The sequence below is a fragment of the Bacillus sp. JFL15 genome (assembly GCF_001184225.1).
In the GTDB taxonomy this organism is placed as follows: Bacteria; Bacillota; Bacilli; order Bacillales; family Bacillaceae; genus Bacillus; species Bacillus siamensis.
On sequence record NZ_KQ236689.1, the window covers coordinates 187191 to 202401 of the forward strand.

15 protein-coding genes and 2 pseudogenes are annotated in these 15211 nt (G+C 45.8%); 3 read left to right on the forward strand and 14 right to left on the reverse strand.

The genetic code is table 11. The annotated features are described in order from the left end of the window. Positions 1 to 17: 17 nt before the first annotated feature. The 7 genes from grpE to gpr all read right to left on the reverse strand — a co-directional run bounded on the left by grpE (position 18) and on the right by gpr (position 7652). Positions 18 to 593: a nucleotide exchange factor GrpE gene (grpE, locus tag AD710_RS00865; RefSeq protein ID WP_016938904.1), complete on the reverse strand. Its 576-nt coding sequence runs from the start codon at positions 591 to 593 to the stop codon at positions 18 to 20. Between the two features lie 59 nt (positions 594 to 652). Next, on the reverse strand, positions 653 to 1684 hold the full coding sequence (gene hrcA / locus AD710_RS00870) for a heat-inducible transcriptional repressor HrcA (RefSeq protein ID WP_016938903.1): 1032 nt from the start codon (positions 1682 to 1684) through the stop codon (positions 653 to 655). 80 nt (positions 1685 to 1764) lie between these two features. Beyond that, entirely contained in the window at positions 1765 to 2904 is a 1140-nt protein-coding gene (gene hemW / locus AD710_RS00875; protein ID WP_049628743.1) for a radical SAM family heme chaperone HemW, read from the reverse strand. A gap of 58 nt (positions 2905 to 2962) precedes the next feature. Continuing rightward, a complete protein-coding gene (gene lepA, locus AD710_RS00880; RefSeq protein ID WP_016938901.1) occupies positions 2963 to 4798 on the reverse strand; it encodes a translation elongation factor 4 in 1836 nt (611 codons plus the stop codon). 131 nt (positions 4799 to 4929) lie between these two features. Beyond that, on the reverse strand, positions 4930 to 5268 hold the full coding sequence (locus AD710_RS00885; protein WP_016938900.1) for a YqxA family protein: 339 nt from the start codon (positions 5266 to 5268) through the stop codon (positions 4930 to 4932). Positions 5269 to 5284: 16 nt separating this feature from the next. Then, the gene (gene spoIIP, locus AD710_RS00890; protein WP_049627047.1) at positions 5285 to 6478 is read right to left on the reverse strand and encodes a stage II sporulation protein P; all 1194 of its coding nucleotides are present in this window, start codon (positions 6476 to 6478) and stop codon (positions 5285 to 5287) included. Positions 6479 to 6545: 67 nt separating this feature from the next. Then, on the reverse strand, positions 6546 to 7652 hold the full coding sequence (gene gpr / locus AD710_RS00895; protein WP_049627048.1) for a GPR endopeptidase: 1107 nt from the start codon (positions 7650 to 7652) through the stop codon (positions 6546 to 6548). Positions 7653 to 7854: 202 nt separating this feature from the next. Here gpr and rpsT point away from each other — a divergent pair, with 202 nt between their 5' ends. After that, entirely contained in the window at positions 7855 to 8121 is a 267-nt protein-coding gene (gene rpsT, locus AD710_RS00900) for a 30S ribosomal protein S20 (protein ID WP_003152876.1), read from the forward strand. Between the two features lie 17 nt (positions 8122 to 8138). Here the strand turns inward: rpsT and holA are convergent. Continuing rightward, positions 8139 to 9180 (reverse strand): annotated as a pseudogene (gene holA, locus AD710_RS00905) (DNA polymerase III subunit delta); the annotation flags it as partial. A 39-nt stretch (positions 9181 to 9219) separates the two neighbouring features. After that, positions 9220 to 9374 (reverse strand): annotated as a pseudogene (locus AD710_RS19450) (hypothetical protein). A 40-nt stretch (positions 9375 to 9414) separates the two neighbouring features. Between AD710_RS19450 and AD710_RS18805 the strand changes: the two are divergent. Next, positions 9415 to 9549, forward strand: coding sequence for a YqzM family protein (locus tag AD710_RS18805; protein ID WP_003152870.1), 135 nt, complete (start codon positions 9415 to 9417; stop codon positions 9547 to 9549). An 18-nt stretch (positions 9550 to 9567) separates the two neighbouring features. Here the strand turns inward: AD710_RS18805 and AD710_RS00915 are convergent, their stop codons facing one another. The 3 genes from AD710_RS00915 to AD710_RS00925 all read right to left on the reverse strand — a co-directional run bounded on the left by AD710_RS00915 (position 9568) and on the right by AD710_RS00925 (position 13169). Next, positions 9568 to 11919, reverse strand: a complete 2352-nt coding sequence (locus AD710_RS00915) for a DNA internalization-related competence protein ComEC/Rec2 (protein WP_049627049.1) — start codon at positions 11917 to 11919, stop codon at positions 9568 to 9570. Beyond that, positions 11920 to 12489 carry a ComE operon protein 2 gene (locus AD710_RS00920; protein ID WP_016938895.1) on the reverse strand — a complete coding sequence of 190 codons (570 nt, stop codon included), beginning with the start codon at positions 12487 to 12489 and terminating at the stop codon, positions 11920 to 11922. Between the two features lie 65 nt (positions 12490 to 12554). Continuing rightward, positions 12555 to 13169 (reverse strand): helix-hairpin-helix domain-containing protein, encoded by a 615-nt coding sequence (locus AD710_RS00925; protein ID WP_049627050.1) that lies wholly within the window; start codon positions 13167 to 13169, stop codon positions 12555 to 12557. Positions 13170 to 13227: 58 nt separating this feature from the next. On the opposite strand from AD710_RS00925, the gene comER reads away from it, so the two are divergent. Then, positions 13228 to 14049, forward strand: coding sequence for a late competence protein ComER (gene comER, locus AD710_RS00930; protein ID WP_049627051.1), 822 nt, complete (start codon positions 13228 to 13230; stop codon positions 14047 to 14049). A gap of 68 nt (positions 14050 to 14117) precedes the next feature. On the opposite strand, the gene AD710_RS00935 is transcribed toward comER, so the two are convergent. Beyond that, positions 14118 to 14855: a class I SAM-dependent DNA methyltransferase gene (locus tag AD710_RS00935; RefSeq protein WP_049627052.1), complete on the reverse strand. Its 738-nt coding sequence runs from the start codon at positions 14853 to 14855 to the stop codon at positions 14118 to 14120. Then, entirely contained in the window at positions 14852 to 15208 is a 357-nt protein-coding gene (rsfS, locus tag AD710_RS00940; protein WP_016938891.1) for a ribosome silencing factor, read from the reverse strand. The genes AD710_RS00935 and rsfS overlap by 4 nt, the downstream gene beginning before the upstream one ends. Positions 15209 to 15211 lie beyond the last annotated feature (3 nt).

The following is a 15211-nucleotide window of genomic DNA, read 5'->3' on the forward strand; positions in this document are numbered from 1 at the left end:
TACCTCCTGCTATGTAGTTATTGATTCACTTTAACCATTGAAGGACGGATGACGCGGTCCTTCAGTTTGTAGCCTTTTTGCAGTTCTTCGATAACAATATTGCTGCCGAAGTTTTCATCTTCCACCTGCATGACGGCTTGGTGAAGGTTCGGATCAAATTCCTGACCGACAGCTTCGATGGCTTCAACGCCTTCTCTTTCAAGAGCGTCCATCAGCTGGCGGCGGACCATTTCCATACCTTGCAGCAAGCTTTTTGTCTGCTCGCTTTCAGCTTCTACCTGTAAGGCCCGTTCAAAGTTGTCGAGAGCCGGAAGGATTTCCGTTACGACGTTTTGAGAACGGTATTTCTGAGCAGCTTCCATTTCAAGGCGGCTGCGTCGTTTATAGTTTTCAAAGTCTGCTTGAACACGCAAAAGCTTATTTTCTTTTTCATCAAGCAAACCCTGCAATTCATCAATTTGGTGCTGAAGGGCTTCTTCCTGACCTGCCGTTTCTTCATGCTGTTCTTGTGAAGCGGCTTGTTCTGCCTGTTCTGTCGTTTCTTCTTGTTCTGCTGCTTCAACCTGTTCTGCGGTTTGTTTTTCTTCTGACATTGTGTTCACCTCCCTCAAATGCTGTAAAAAGATGACTGAAAATGATTGCCAAAATTCCCTTATTCATCATACAAACTTGTGAATGCTTTTGACAAGTCCGAAGTCACATGCTGCAGCAGGCTGACGACTCTTGAATAATTCATGCGCGTCGGCCCGATAATGGCGATTGATCCGATCTGCTTCGTGTCAACCGTATAGGTGGCCGTGATCAGGCTGCAGTTTTCCATTTCTTCGTAGTCGTTTTCTTTTCCGATTTTAATTGAAATCCCGGCTTTTGACGACTGAAACAGCTTCAGAACATCCTGCTCTTTTTCAATTAAGGATAAGAGCGAGCGGACCCGTTCAATATCATGGAACTCCGGCTGATTCAGCATATTGATTTTTCCGCCGAAAAATAATTTCTCCACATGGCCCGCCGGATGGAATGTGGAGCGGAGCGATTCGAGAATGCTGTCATAGTTGGCGATATGCTGCCTTAAATATGTGACAACCTCTTTAAAAATACGCTCATTCAGTTCGTCCATCGGAACGCCCGCTAATCGGTCGTTCAATATATTGACCAGTTTTTCAATATCGGCCAAATCCACTTTAGCCGGGAAATTGATCGTGCGGTTTTCGACATGCCCCGTATTCGTAACGAGGATGGCGACCGCCTTATCCGGCTGGATCGGAACGATTTGAATCTGCTTAAGATAATTCTCGCTCAGCGTCGGCCCGAGAACAATCGATGTGTAGTTTGTCAGTTCGGACAGGATCTGCGCTGATTTTTGGACTGTTTTTTCAAGCTCGAAGATTTTTTCTTTAAATATCGAGTGAATTAAATCCAGATCGGTTTTTGTCAGCTTGACAGGTGACAGCAAATGATCGACATAATACCTGTACCCTTTTTCCGACGGAATCCGTCCTGAGGATGAATGGGTTTTTTCAATAAAGCCCAATTCCTCCAAGTCAGCCATCTCGTTTCTGATCGTTGCAGAGCTGAATGTAATCTCGTCTTTTTTTGAAAGAGTTCTTGATCCTACAGGCTGCGCTGATTGTATAAAATCATTAATAATCACTTGCAGGATCAACAGCTGACGATTTGTTAACATCATCATCACCCCTGTTAGCACTCAAGGTCAGCGAGTGCTAATTCTATATCAAAAGTAACAAACGAAAAGAAAAATGTCAATTATAACTCACCCAAAAAAGCGCCAAAAACCTCATTTCCTAATAATTTGCCTTCATGCGTTAATGCTACCGATTTTTCCGAGTCACAGATCAGGCCTTTTTCAGTTAAATCTTTGAAAATATCAGGAAACAGTTCGTCGACTGAACGTCCGAATTTATCCAAGAAAGCTTTTTTTTGCACGCCTGACATTTTTCTGAGACCGAGGAACATTTCTTCCTCAATCTGCTCTTCACGTGTCACCTCGTGCGTGTCCCGGTAAGGCAGCCCTTTTTCTTCGATGAGCTGAATATAATGTTTCACGGGGCCGGCGTTGACGGTGCGGGTGCCGCTGATATATCCGTGAGCCCCTGCGCCAAAACCGAAATACTCTTCATTGCTCCAATAGGTCAGATTATGCTGCGACTCGTACCCGGGCTTTGCAAAGTTGCTGATTTCGTATTGGCGGATGCCCGCTTCACTCATCTGCTTCATGACCGTTTCATACATCTCAGCCTCTTGTTCTTGCGCCGGGAGATGCAGGCGGCCTTTTTGCATTAAATTATAAAACACCGTTTTCGGCTCGACGATCAGCGAGTAAACGGAATAGTGCTCTGCATCCAGCGACAAAGCCGTTTTAACAGAATTGTCAAGGTCAGCCAGCGTCTGTCCTGGCAAGCCGAACATTAAATCGAGACTGATGTTGTCAAAACCGAGCGCCCTCGCCCGTTCAAAGGAGCTGAATACGTCTTTTTGTTTATGCACCCTGCCGATTTTCTGCAAAAGCGCGTCTTCGAAAGTTTGAACACCGAAGCTCAGCCGATTGACACCGGCATTTTTCAGGATTTTTAATTTTTCCGAGGACAAGTCATCCGGATTCGCTTCCGCGGCAAATTCAATGAGTCCGTCAGAAGGCTTGAGCACGCGGTGAATGGAATCCATCAGTTTTTCAAGCTGGGCGGGTGAGAGCGAAGTCGGCGTGCCTCCCCCGATAAAAATTGTGCGAAGATCAGGGCGGCCCGTACGTTCTATCGTATTTATCATTTCCTTTTCGAGTGAGTTTAAGTACTCATCGACAGGCTGGCTCTGAATAAAATATTTATTGAAATCGCAATAGTGGCAGATATGCTCACAAAACGGAATATGAATATAAGCTGATTTCATTTGAAACACCTTCTTCTTTACAGAAAGAAGCCGCAGTGCGGGACTGCGGCGGCTTCCGTTATTTTTTAGGGCTGTCATCCATTTTAAGGACGGCCATAAACGCTTCCTGCGGCACTTCGACTGAGCCGACCTGCTTCATCCGGCGTTTTCCTTCTTTTTGTTTTTCAAGAAGCTTCCGTTTCCGCGAGATGTCTCCGCCGTAACATTTTGCAAGAACGTTTTTCCTCATGGCTTTAATGGTTGAGCGCGCCACGATTTTCTGTCCGATCGCCGCCTGCACCGGCACTTCGAATTGCTGGCGCGGGATCAGCTCTTTTAATTTTTCGACGATGACTTTTCCGCGCTCGTATGCGTAATCGCGGTGGACGATAAATGACAGCGCATCAATTTTTTCTGCATTCAGCATAATGTCCATTTTGACGAGTTTAGACGGCTTGTAGCCGATCAGCTCGTAATCGAAAGAGGCGTACCCTTTCGTACTGGACTTCAGCTGATCAAAAAATTCATAAACAATTTCCGCAAGAGGCATCTCGTATACAATGCTGACCCGGTTAGCGTCTAAGTACTGCATATCGATAAAGTTGCCCCGTTTCCCCTGACAAAGCTCCATAACCGCTCCGACATAATCGTTCGGAACCATCATCGTCGCTTTGACATAAGGCTCTTCCACCCGTTCTATTTTTTGCGGGTCAGGCATGTTTGACGGGTTATCGACGACGATCTTTTCACCGTCCGTCATATATACGTCATAAATAACGCTCGGCGCGGTCGTGATGAGATCAATTTTAAATTCCCGTTCAATCCGTTCTTGAATGATCTCCATGTGAAGCATTCCTAAAAAGCCGCAGCGGAAGCCGAAGCCGAGAGCTTGTGACGTCTCCGCCTCGTATTGAAGGGAGGAGTCATTCAATTCAAGTTTTTCCAGAGCCTCGCGCAAGTCATTATATTTGGCTGTGTCAATCGGATAAAGTCCGCAATAGACCATCGGATTGAGTTTGCGGTAGCCCGGAAGCGCTTCTGCCGCAGGTTTAACCGCGCTTGTAATCGTATCACCGACTCGGGTGTCGCCGACATTTTTAATTGCGGCTGTCAAATAGCCTACATCACCGACTGTCAATTCGTCAGCGGGCTGTGCTTTCGGCGTGAAGACGCCGACTTCGATGACTTCAAACTCTTTTCCGGTCGCCATCATTTTAATTTTCTGGCCAGGTTTTACCGTTCCTTCTACGACTCTGATATACGCGACGACTCCGCGGTACGCGTCATAAAGGGAGTCAAAGATGAGCGCTTTCAGCGGAGCTTCCGGATCTCCTGAGGGAGCAGGCACTTTTTCTACGATCTGCTCTAAAATGTCTTCGATGCCGATACCCGCTTTCGCTGAAGCGAGGACGGCGTCTGAAGCGTCAAGGCCGATAACGTCCTCAACTTCTTGACGCACACGTTCCGGCTCTGCGCTCGGGAGATCGATTTTATTAATGACAGGAAGAATCTCAAGGTCATTATCAAGCGCCAGATAGACGTTCGCCAATGTCTGCGCTTCAATTCCCTGGGCCGCATCAACAACGAGAATCGCGCCTTCACAAGCAGCCAGGCTTCGTGATACTTCATATGTAAAGTCGACGTGTCCGGGCGTGTCGATGAGATGGAATATATATTCTTCTCCGTCTTTTGCTTTGTATTTCAGCTGAACGGAATTTAATTTGATGGTAATTCCCCGTTCGCGTTCAAGGTCCATTGAATCAAGCAATTGTTCTTTCATTTCCCGCTGGGTGATCGCCGATGTTTTTTCTAAAATCCGATCCGCCAAGGTCGATTTGCCGTGGTCTATATGGGCGATGATCGAGAAATTCCGGATTCTTGACTGCCTCTCTAAACGCTTTTCTTTATCTGTCACAATCTATCACTCCTACTATTAAACGCAAAATACACTAGCTTAGATTATATCAATAGGATTGTAAACATTCAATTAAAACAAGAAAGAGAAAAGCTTCCTGTTTGGAATCGTCCGCTTTTCTCCTTAAAATGCTATCGGTTCAGTTTCGAAACCCACTCGTACATCGCCTGGGCTGAGTCCGTCACGGTATTTGAAAGGGTTTCCCCGGCTTTTGAAAACAGGTTGAAGGTTTCCGCCTGTTCCAGCTGTTTTTGTTTTTCTTCCAGATCTTTCGCCGTAACGGTTTGGCCCAAAATGGATGCCTCTTTTTCCTGACCCTCTCCGCCGCTAAGCGTGAATGCACCTTTTAAGGAGGGGTCTTTGTATCCTTTCATATCAAGCATTCCGCTGTTTGCCTGCTGCATGCCGAACAAAACGCCGACAAACATGACGATGGCGATCAGCAGGCATTTGCCGGTAAATCGGATCATTTGCATCACCTGATTTCTATTGTTTTTTCTTCTCTCCTGATTGCGAGCTGACTTTTTCAGCATCCCAGTACAGTTCGCTGAATACATCGGCTACGGCTTCGGATGCGCGTCTCAGTTCTTCAAGGTTGTTATCCACGCCTCCGAATTCCAGCAGAAGCGACCGGTCGTTTAAATCCTGGTTGTATACTCCATTATCTCCCGGAGAGCCTTTTGATAAAACACCGACGCTTAAGCCGGGGTATTTTTTCTCCATGAGCTTATGAAGTTCACTTGCGAGCTTATAGTTTTCTTCAAAATTGGCGCTTTTTTTGCCGACGACGATGGCCACTCTGGCATAGCTTTTTCCTTTAATATCGGCTGTCGTATTTTTCTTACGGCGGGAATCCCGGTGAATATCTATGGTATATTGCAGATTTTTATTTTTGGCGAGCGCACTTTTTACAACCGGTCTTGATTCGTCATAGCTTCGCGCATAATTTAAACCGTCTTTGTTCAGGCGGCCCTGAATGTCGGTTTTATCTACGTCCGCTCCTACGCCTTGCGCTTCCAGCGCTTTTCCGAACATATCTCCGACAAGCGTGACATTGGCCTTCGAATGGCGGGCGTTATCCGGATTTGTTTCCCCTTTTAACAGAGGGAGATAGGATTCGGTATTGTGAGTGTGATAAATAAAGACGACTTTTTTGCTGCCGGTCGAATGCTTCGGCGGCGCCGTTTCTTCTTTTTTCGTTTTATTTTCGATTTCTGCAAGATTCACTTCTTTTTCTTTTTCCATCACCTTTGACGGCGGCGGAGATTCAGCCGGCATATTCGTATAGTCCGTCCCCTGCCCCGCCAACAGGATCTCCGTATCGTATTGGGCGAATCCCGGCAGCTCACGTCCCAAGAAGCTCCGCGGGTCTTCCAGATTAATGCTTGTCGCCAGTTTTAAGGAAAGCCGTGACAGCTGAAATGAGTCTTTTTCAGGAAGCTCTGATGCGAAATAATGATTTTCCATGCCAAGGAGGTGTGCAAACGCGTCACCCGGAAGCTCTCCGGCAATTCCGTGAAGAGAATCGGAAGAAAGCCTCAGTTCAGGGCGAAGCGATGTGAGCACACCGGATAATACGAAAATAACGATAAGGCTTGTCATAAACAAAAACATGCCCTTGAGCGCATTTCCACCGTTTACTGCAATGACAATTTGACGGTTTCTGCGTTTTTTTCTCATGATTTGAATCCCTCCAGCGCTTGTCTAGTAATTACTCTATGAACAAGCTAGAGGAGGTAGAACCATTTTAATGATTATAAGAACCTTTGTTATCTTGTGAGACCTTTTCATGAAGGGCGGTGTTTAACCCGTTTGCTAGCACGTTCGCCATATCATCAATAAAGGTGTCAATCTCCTTCGGCGTGACCATCAGATTATGGCCGAGCGGAGAAAGGACTTCATGAATCAGCTGGCGTTTTTCGTTTTCGTCCAGCGTGCCGACAATGCCTAAAAAAGATTGGCGCTCTTTTTCTCCGGGAAGATCTTCATCTGTGAGCACCTTCTTTTTGCCGAAGTTCATTCCGGCGGGCACCAAAGACCTCGACGGGCTGTCATCTTTCATTTCTCTGCCGAAATGCTTTAATATGTAGTCCACTGTATCGCTTGCGATCGTAACCGCATCAACGACAGTCGGGACACCGATTGCGATGACTGGGATGCCGAGCGTTTCTTTGCTTAATTCTTTTCTCTTATTGCCGACGCCTGATCCCGGGTGAATGCCCGTATCAGAAAATTGGATGGTCGTGTTCACCCTTTCAACGGCTCTTGCCGCAAGAGCGTCTACAGCAATCACAAAATCCGGCTTCGATTCTTTGATCACGCCTTGAATAATATCGCTCGTTTCAATTCCCGTTAATCCCATCACTCCGGGAGCAAGCGCGCTGACCGGCCTGTACCCTTCCTGCACATTTTCCGGCTGAAGCTTGAACAAATGCCGCGTCACAAGCAGATTTTCGGTCACGAGAGGGCCGAGTGCATCAGGCGTCACATTCCAGTTGCCGAGACCGACGATCAAACAGCTTGCATCCTTTGGAATGTTTAATGCCGACAGATAGGCGGAAAATTCCTCGGCAAACACTTCCGTTACTTTTTCCTGCATTTCAGAGTCATGCTCCCTCACACCCTGCGCTTCGATCGTGACATAGCGCCCCTGCTTTTTGCCCGATAGCTCGGCGCCTTCTTTTGTAATATCCACCGTTCTGACTTTAATGCCGCCCTTGTCGCGTTCTTTTTCAATAAACCCGTTTATTTCTTTTTTCTGACCGGCTTGTCTGTCTTTTACCGCCTGTTTTGTTTCTACCGCTAAATCCGTCCGTATCAGAAATTGATTGACATCCAGTTCGTTGTTTTTCACGGGGAAGACCTCCTTCAATCATCGTGGTACATAGTGTGGCCATTTGTAAAACGAATCATGCGAATTTACCCATCAACGAAAAATACTTTACATTTATATTGCAATCTAAAGTTCTGTTTGATAGAATACAATTTGTTCTATTGTGAAGAAGATTTAACCTTAAGACACTGTGCTACAGGTTGTATCTTAGGAGGTGAAACACATGCCAAACATTAAATCAGCGATTAAACGTACAAAAACAAACAACGAACGCCGCGCTCATAACGCGACAATCAAATCTGCTATGCGTACTGCAATCAAACAAGTAGAAGCTTCTGTTGCCAACAACGAAGCGGATAAAGCGAAAACTGCTCTTTCTGAAGCAGCGAAACGCATTGATAAAGCAGTGAAAACAGGTCTTGTACACAAAAATGCCGCAGCTCGATACAAATCTAGACTTGCGAAACAAGTGAACGGACTTTCTGCATAATACAAAAACGATCCCTGGTAACGGGGATCGTTTTTTTCATTCGGTCCGGAGAAGTTCAAGGAGAAAGAGCTCCAGCAAGAGCTGCTTGTCCTTTTTCCCGGTTTTCATTTCGTAATCCATCACTGCGAGTTTCTCTATAATACGTCTGAGCTCTTCTTCAGAAAAAAGCCTCGCCTGGTCCATCGCCAGCTTTACCCGGAAAGGGTGCACCTTTAAATTGGATGCGATTTGCTTTTGACCGTATCCTTGTTCGGCAAAATACTTCGTCTGCATAATGAGACGGAACTGGTTGGCGATCAGCGCCATGATTTTGATCGGTTCTTCGTTTTGTTTTAAAAGATCATAAAATATTTGAAGGCTTTCCGTCCGTTTTCGGTTCACGATTTTGTTGATCAGCTCAAAAATATTCTGCTCTAAACTTCTCGCGACAAGCTCCCGGACATCTTCAAGCGTAATCTCATGTCTGTCTCCGGTGTAGGCGGAGAGTTTTTGTATTTCCTGGTATATGGAGGACAGGTGGCCGTTTGCAAGCAGAACCAAATGCTCGGCAGCTTCTGTGTCAATCGTTTTATTTTCGGATTTTGCCAGATTAATCGTAAAGTCAGTCGTCTCCTTTGCATTCAGCTCCTTCGCTTCAATCATCAGAGCTTGCTGCTTCAGCGCCTTCGTCAGTTTTTTCCGCTCATCCAGCTTCTCATACGGAGCCACAATCACAAAAACCGTATAAGGCGCAGGCTCCTTCAGATAAGTCTCAAGAGCGCCTGTATTGTGCTCTATTTTTTCTTTCTTTTTTTCCCCTGTTAAAAAAGACGGGTTTTTCACAATGACCAGCCGCTTCTCCCCCATAAACGGAAACGTTTCCGCATCGGTTATTGCCTGGTCAAGCGGATCCTCTTCAAGATCAAAAACAGACAGGTTAAAATCTTTTGTCCCCTCATCAACGACAGCTTGTCTGATCCGGCTGACAGTCTCTTGGAGAAGATACGTTTCTTTTCCGTATAAACAATAAACGGAGCGGACATCCCCTTTTTTCAGGGCTTTCCAAACATCAAATACCATGATCGTATGACTTCCTCTCTTTCTTGATCCCCTTCTATCCTAAATTGAGTTAGGCAAATAGTAAAGAGGAAGCTTTAAAAAGGACAGCTTCCTCATTTATAATAAACGCCTGATTCACAAGCTCCCGGGGCTGCTTGTAAAAAGGCGATAATCACAAGAACAGAAAACGTTACCATCACTTCTAGATTTTTCAAAACAATTCCAGTATACTTAGGGAAGTCAGGAGGGATGAAATTGAATGATTTTGAAAAAAACGTTCAAAGCAAACGAAATGATGCTGTTGACTCAGCTGTCGGTTTTGTCGTGTCCTTCGGATTTTTCGCCTTTTTGTTCGTGATGGCAACAGCCATCCATCTTATCGGCTCTTAGCCGCATTCCGGGCTGCTGTCAATCGGCAGTCTTTTTTACTTCCTGCGCCCTGGTTTCTTCTATATCATATGGAGGAAAGACAGAAAACGTTCCGGCGCCTTTTTTAAATCTGTATTGAATCGTTCCGCTGAGATCGGTGCGAAGTACATTGACAGAGTACGCTTTCAAACGATCCAGCACCTCTTCATGCGGATGATGGTAACGATTATCTTCACCTGCCGAAATCAGTGCCGCTTCCGGCTGAAGCTGTTTCAAAAAAGCTTCACTCGTAGAGCTTTTGCTGCCGTGATGACCGGCCTTCAATATATCAGCCTTCAGATTCGGATACGCTTTCAGCACTTCCGTTTCGCCGTCCGATTCTAAATCTCCCGTCAAAAGCCAGCTCACTCCGCCTAAAACCGTCCAAAGCACCAGTGACGAATCATTTTTACTCTTTCCGTCAGACGACTCCGGGGACAGCACCTGAAATTGAAGATTACCGGCTGTAATGGTGTCGCCCCGCTTTGCTTCGGCAACGGGAATGTTGTTTTCCTTCGCCATCTTCAATATGTCCTGGTCCTTCGGTTCCTTCACGAATCCCGTGGGAACAATCAACCGTTTGACTCTATGTTTTTTGATTAATACTCCGGCTTCCCCGATATGATCCTGATCCGCATGGGTTAAAATCAGCGCATCCAGCTTTTTCACCCCTTTTCCGTTCAAAAACGGAATCAAAACCTTCTCACCGATAGAATACGGGTGGCGTTTTTCTTTCCATGATTCTCCCGGATAAGCCACCACTCCCCCTGTATCAACCATTACGGTTCCTTTGCGGTGCGGCGCACTTATAAACAGCGAGTCTCCCTGCCCGATATCAAGCATATCCGCTTCTCCCCAGGGACTGAAATAAGGACGGAACATTAAATAAACCAAAACCGTGCAGAAAAAAAGAGGCGATTTTCTGAGTTTCAAAAAACTCCCTTTTTCCAAAGCTGCAAAAAGCGTAAACACGGAAACCGCAAGCAGAAGAAGGGAAAGAAAGTCAGGCTTTGACACAATCATTGTAAATAAATCAACGGATGCCGCATATGTCATGAAATCATGCACAGGCTTCATCACAAGGTCAAACATATAAAACAAACATTCCCCCATCTGCCTTGAAAGTAAGAGAAGAAGGAAACCGATGACCGAAAACGGAATGACAAATAACGTATAAAAAGGCACCATCACCATATTCATCGGAAAACTGACAAGCGAAATCTGCTGAAAATGATAGAGCAGAAACGGAAGCGAACTGAGCTCCGCAATGAATGAGGCCATCGCAAGCCCGGCAAGTCTTCTTTTCCCTGCTTTCTTTAAAATGGAGGATGACAGAATTAAAGCGGCGCTTACCGCAAAAGAAAGCTGGAAGCCCGCCTGCCAAAGGAGGTAAGGATTAAACATGAGGAGCAGCAGATAAGATACGGACAATGCAGCCGAGGAATGAATTCTGCGTTTAAAAAGAGTTCCGGCGATATAAAATCCCAGCATGAGGGATGCGCGCAATACGGACGGGGCCGCACCGCTTAACAGCGTATACACCGGTAAAAAAAATAGCAGTAAAACCCCCGCCTTTTCTCTTGTCAGCCCGATTCTGATCAGAACATAAAATATTCCTGCGGTAATCAGACCGACATGCATTCCGGAAATGGCCATTAAATGAACGACTCCCAGATTTTGATAAGCGTTCAGTATATCGTCCTCTATAGAAAATCTTTCACCCAAGGTCAGCGCTTCGACAATTCCGGCAGAGGATTCAGGCACGTGATTTTGAATGATCGAAATCAAATTCTTTCTGATGTTCAGCAGTTTATACAGCGGCATGCCGGATTTTTTACACTGCTGAATGGAAGTCACGGAAAATAACCAGTGAATATGCTGAGAATTAAGATATTCCTTATAATCAAAACCTCCGGGAATCGTCGCGTGTCCGGGCTGTTCCAAAGAGCCGGTAAACACGCAGCGCATCCCCGGTTCCAGCTGTTCAATCAGACCTTTTTCTTCAAGAGACCGGATTTTGTATGAAGCGGCCCATTTTTCTTTGTCATGAGTTCGGATAACGGCTGACATTTTCGCCCCGTCAACCTTCGGAATATTTGTGATGACGGCCTGTTCAGTATAGCTCCCGGCCTGATACCGGGATACATTCGCAGCGTCATAAACCGTATACAGAAAGAAATAAAGACAAAAAGAAACGAGGCTGATGATAAACGGTGTGTACTGCTTTGTTTTCACAAAAATAAAGAGAAGATACAGAAGGAAAAAGAATAGAACCCAGAAGAAATTTGCGGCGGCAATTCCCGCGGTTGCAGAAACCGCCGCCAGAGGCAGAAGAAGGTATTTATATTTCATTTATACGTAACTGGTAAACAGCTCATTGGCCTGTTCATGAATTTTTTTCAGTTCATCCGCCTTAACTCCCGCATCAGATAATTGCTGAATCAGACCGGCTACAAAAGACAATTTTTCGCGGTTTTTCAGATCAATGATCATTTCATCAAGTTCAACCTGCTCCACCTTGACTCCGGCTTGGGTGAACAGCTCTTTTGCGTATGGCTGTGTTTTGTAATCTTCGGCATAATAGACCGTTTTGATGCCCGCCTGAATAATTGATTTACAGCATTGAATACAAGGATAATGCGTCACATAAATTTCGGCGCCCTCAGTCGGCACACCGAACTTAGAACATTGCAGAATTGCATTCATCTCTGCATGTATGGTCCGCTGGCAGTGATTATCTATTAAAAGACATCCTTCATCAGCACAATGGACGCCGCCGGCAATTGAACCGTTGTACCCGCCGGCAATCATCCGCTTGTCTCTGACAACGGTTGCTCCGACTGACAGTCTCGGACATGTGCTTCTCAGCGCCAGCAAATGGCTTTGCGCCATAAAATATTGATTCCATGAGATTCGTTCCACAAGTGTTCCCTCCAAAAGTCTTGTTGCTTTTCTAAGTTTACATAGTTTTGAGCAAAGCCGTCAATTCACTTTACCGTAATGGAAGTTTTTATCCGCTCAAATGACTTTTCTCCAAAACCTGATACATTCATCAAATCTTCAGCAGTCTGAAAACGTCCGTTTTCTTCCCGGTAGGCGATAATCGCTTCCGCTTTTTTCTGTCCCACACCGGAAATCGCCTGAAGTTCGTCCAGAGTTGCCGTATTGATATTGACAGGGGCATCTTCCTTTTCACCTGCTGCAGTTTTCGGGCGATTCTCCTCTTCGCCTTTACTCGGAATATAAACGACCGTCCCATCTTGCAGCTGCTCTGCTAAATTAACATTCAGTTCATCCGCCTTTTCCTTCAGGCCGCCGGCTTTCTCAATGGCTTGTGTCACTCTGTCTCCCGCCTTCATTTCATACACGCCGGGATTTCGGACCGCGCCTTTCATATCAATCATAATCTTATCGTCTGCGGTTTCTGTTTTGTCCGTGCCGGATGCTGAGGCTGTTTGGCCGAGCACGGACTGCTGTTTGACCGGTTCTTCTTTTTCAGGACGAAACAGCCAAATGCAGATGAAAATCGCTCCTGCCGCAAGACAAACACCCAGAATTTTCAGGTTCCGCCGCAGCTGCTCCGTCATCATCGCTTTCGTCATATTGCATTGCCTCCCCGCATAAGGTTTAGAGGATTAAGGGAAAAAGGAGGGGAATTCATTGAAAATAGGCTTTATCGGCACCGGAAACATGGGAACGATCCTGATTGAATCGTTAATTGAATCAAACGCTGCCGATCCCTCACATATCACCATCACAAACAGAACAATCGAAAAAGCATTAAAACTAAAAGAGCGTTTCAGCGGCATCCAAGTCACCGAGGATCAGGAAAAGCTCGTACAGGAAAATGAAATGATATTCATTTGTGTAAAACCGCTGGATATATATCCTTTGCTGAAGAAGCTCACACCTCATTTACGAAAAGATCACATTTTAATCTCCATTACCAGCCCCGTTCAAACGGAACAGATTGAACATACGGTTCCGTGCCAGACGGCCCGTGTCATTCCGAGCATTACAAACCGCGCCTTTGCCGGTGTCTCGCTTGTTACGTTCGGCAATAGCTGCAGTGAGGCTGCAAAAGCGGATATCCAAACGCTGATCACTCATATTTCAAAGCCTGTAGAAATCAACAGCGGCATAACAAGGGCGGCGTCAGACATTGTCAGCTGCGGCCCTGCTTTTATGAGTTATCTCGTTCAGCGCTTTATTGACGCGGCAGTGGAAGAAACGGACATCACCAAAGAAGAAGCCGTAATTATGTCGACGGAAATGCTTGTCGGTCTCGGAAGGCTTCTGGAAACAGGGCATTACACCCTTCCCGCCTTGCAGGAAAAAGTATGCGTAAAAGGCGGCGTCACCGGAGAAGGACTGAAGGCGCTTGAAAGCGGTGTACAGGATATGTTCAACCGTGTCTTTCAGCGTACACATGACAAATACGATGAAGATATATCTTTAGTGAAGAAGCAATTTCACGTGTAAATGAGTATGCCATAAAACGCTATAACGCGCCAATCGGCAAAAATGCATTTTAAAAACCATCGTTTTGTTTAAACGATGGTTTTTGGTTTGCCTGCCGTAAAGAAAAGACGCTCGGACTCTCTTGAAGGAGGCCGGTCTGTAAAATCAGCCGTCACTTTCTTCAGTTCAAATCCTGTCTCTGCAAGCATTTGTTCATATTCTTCAATGTAAAATGTTTTTTGCTCATGCGTCTCGTCATAGCGGTCATAAGTTTGTCCGTTCCATACGAAAAAGGACATATCATGGATGACAGAAAGCTCTTCATCGCCGGCAAAGCTTTGCCAAATATAGCTGATCTGCTCATCCTGGTCCGCATGGGTGCTGTCCGGAAAAAGCTCCGTCATTTTATATGGGGAATGGACGTCAAACAGAAGCAGGCCGCCCTCCTTCAAAACTTGAAAAACACTTTTGAAGGTGTTCAAGACATCATTTTTCGTTTTTAAGTAATTGAGGGAATCACAGCAGATGACTACAGCATCAAACTGTTCTTCAAAACCGGAAAGCTCTCTCATATCCTGCTGGAGAAAAAGAATCGGCTTTCCCGTTTTTTTCTGCTGGGCACAGCTCAGCATGTCTTCACTCAAATCAATCCCCGTGACTTCGCAGCCTTTTTCGGCAAGCCTGATGGATATTTCTCCGGTTCCGCAGGCAAGATCAAGCACCCTTCCCTTTTCCGGAAGAGAGGCTTCGATCCAGCCCGCCCATTCATCATACGGCGCATGGGACATTAACTCGTCATATACGCCGGCGAAGCCTTGGTAAATCATGAGTTCAAGCCGAGTTCAAGCTCTGCGAGCGGCGCGTCGCCCCATAGCTTTTCAAGATTGTAGTAGCTTCTTTCATCTTTATGGAAAACGTGAACAATGACATCGCCGAGATCAACTAAAATCCAGCGGGCCTCATCAAACCCTTCCATCTTTTTGACATCAATGCCGTTTTCTTCTGCCTGATCTTTAATTTCACGTGCAATTGCCTGAACCTGTTTATCAGAATTCCCGTGGCAGATTAAAAAGTAATCCGCTACAAGTGAGATTCCTTCCATGTCCAGCGCTAAAATATCCTCTGCACGTTTATCGTCGCATGCTTTTGCTGCGATTTTTAATACGGAAGCTTGATCCATTTC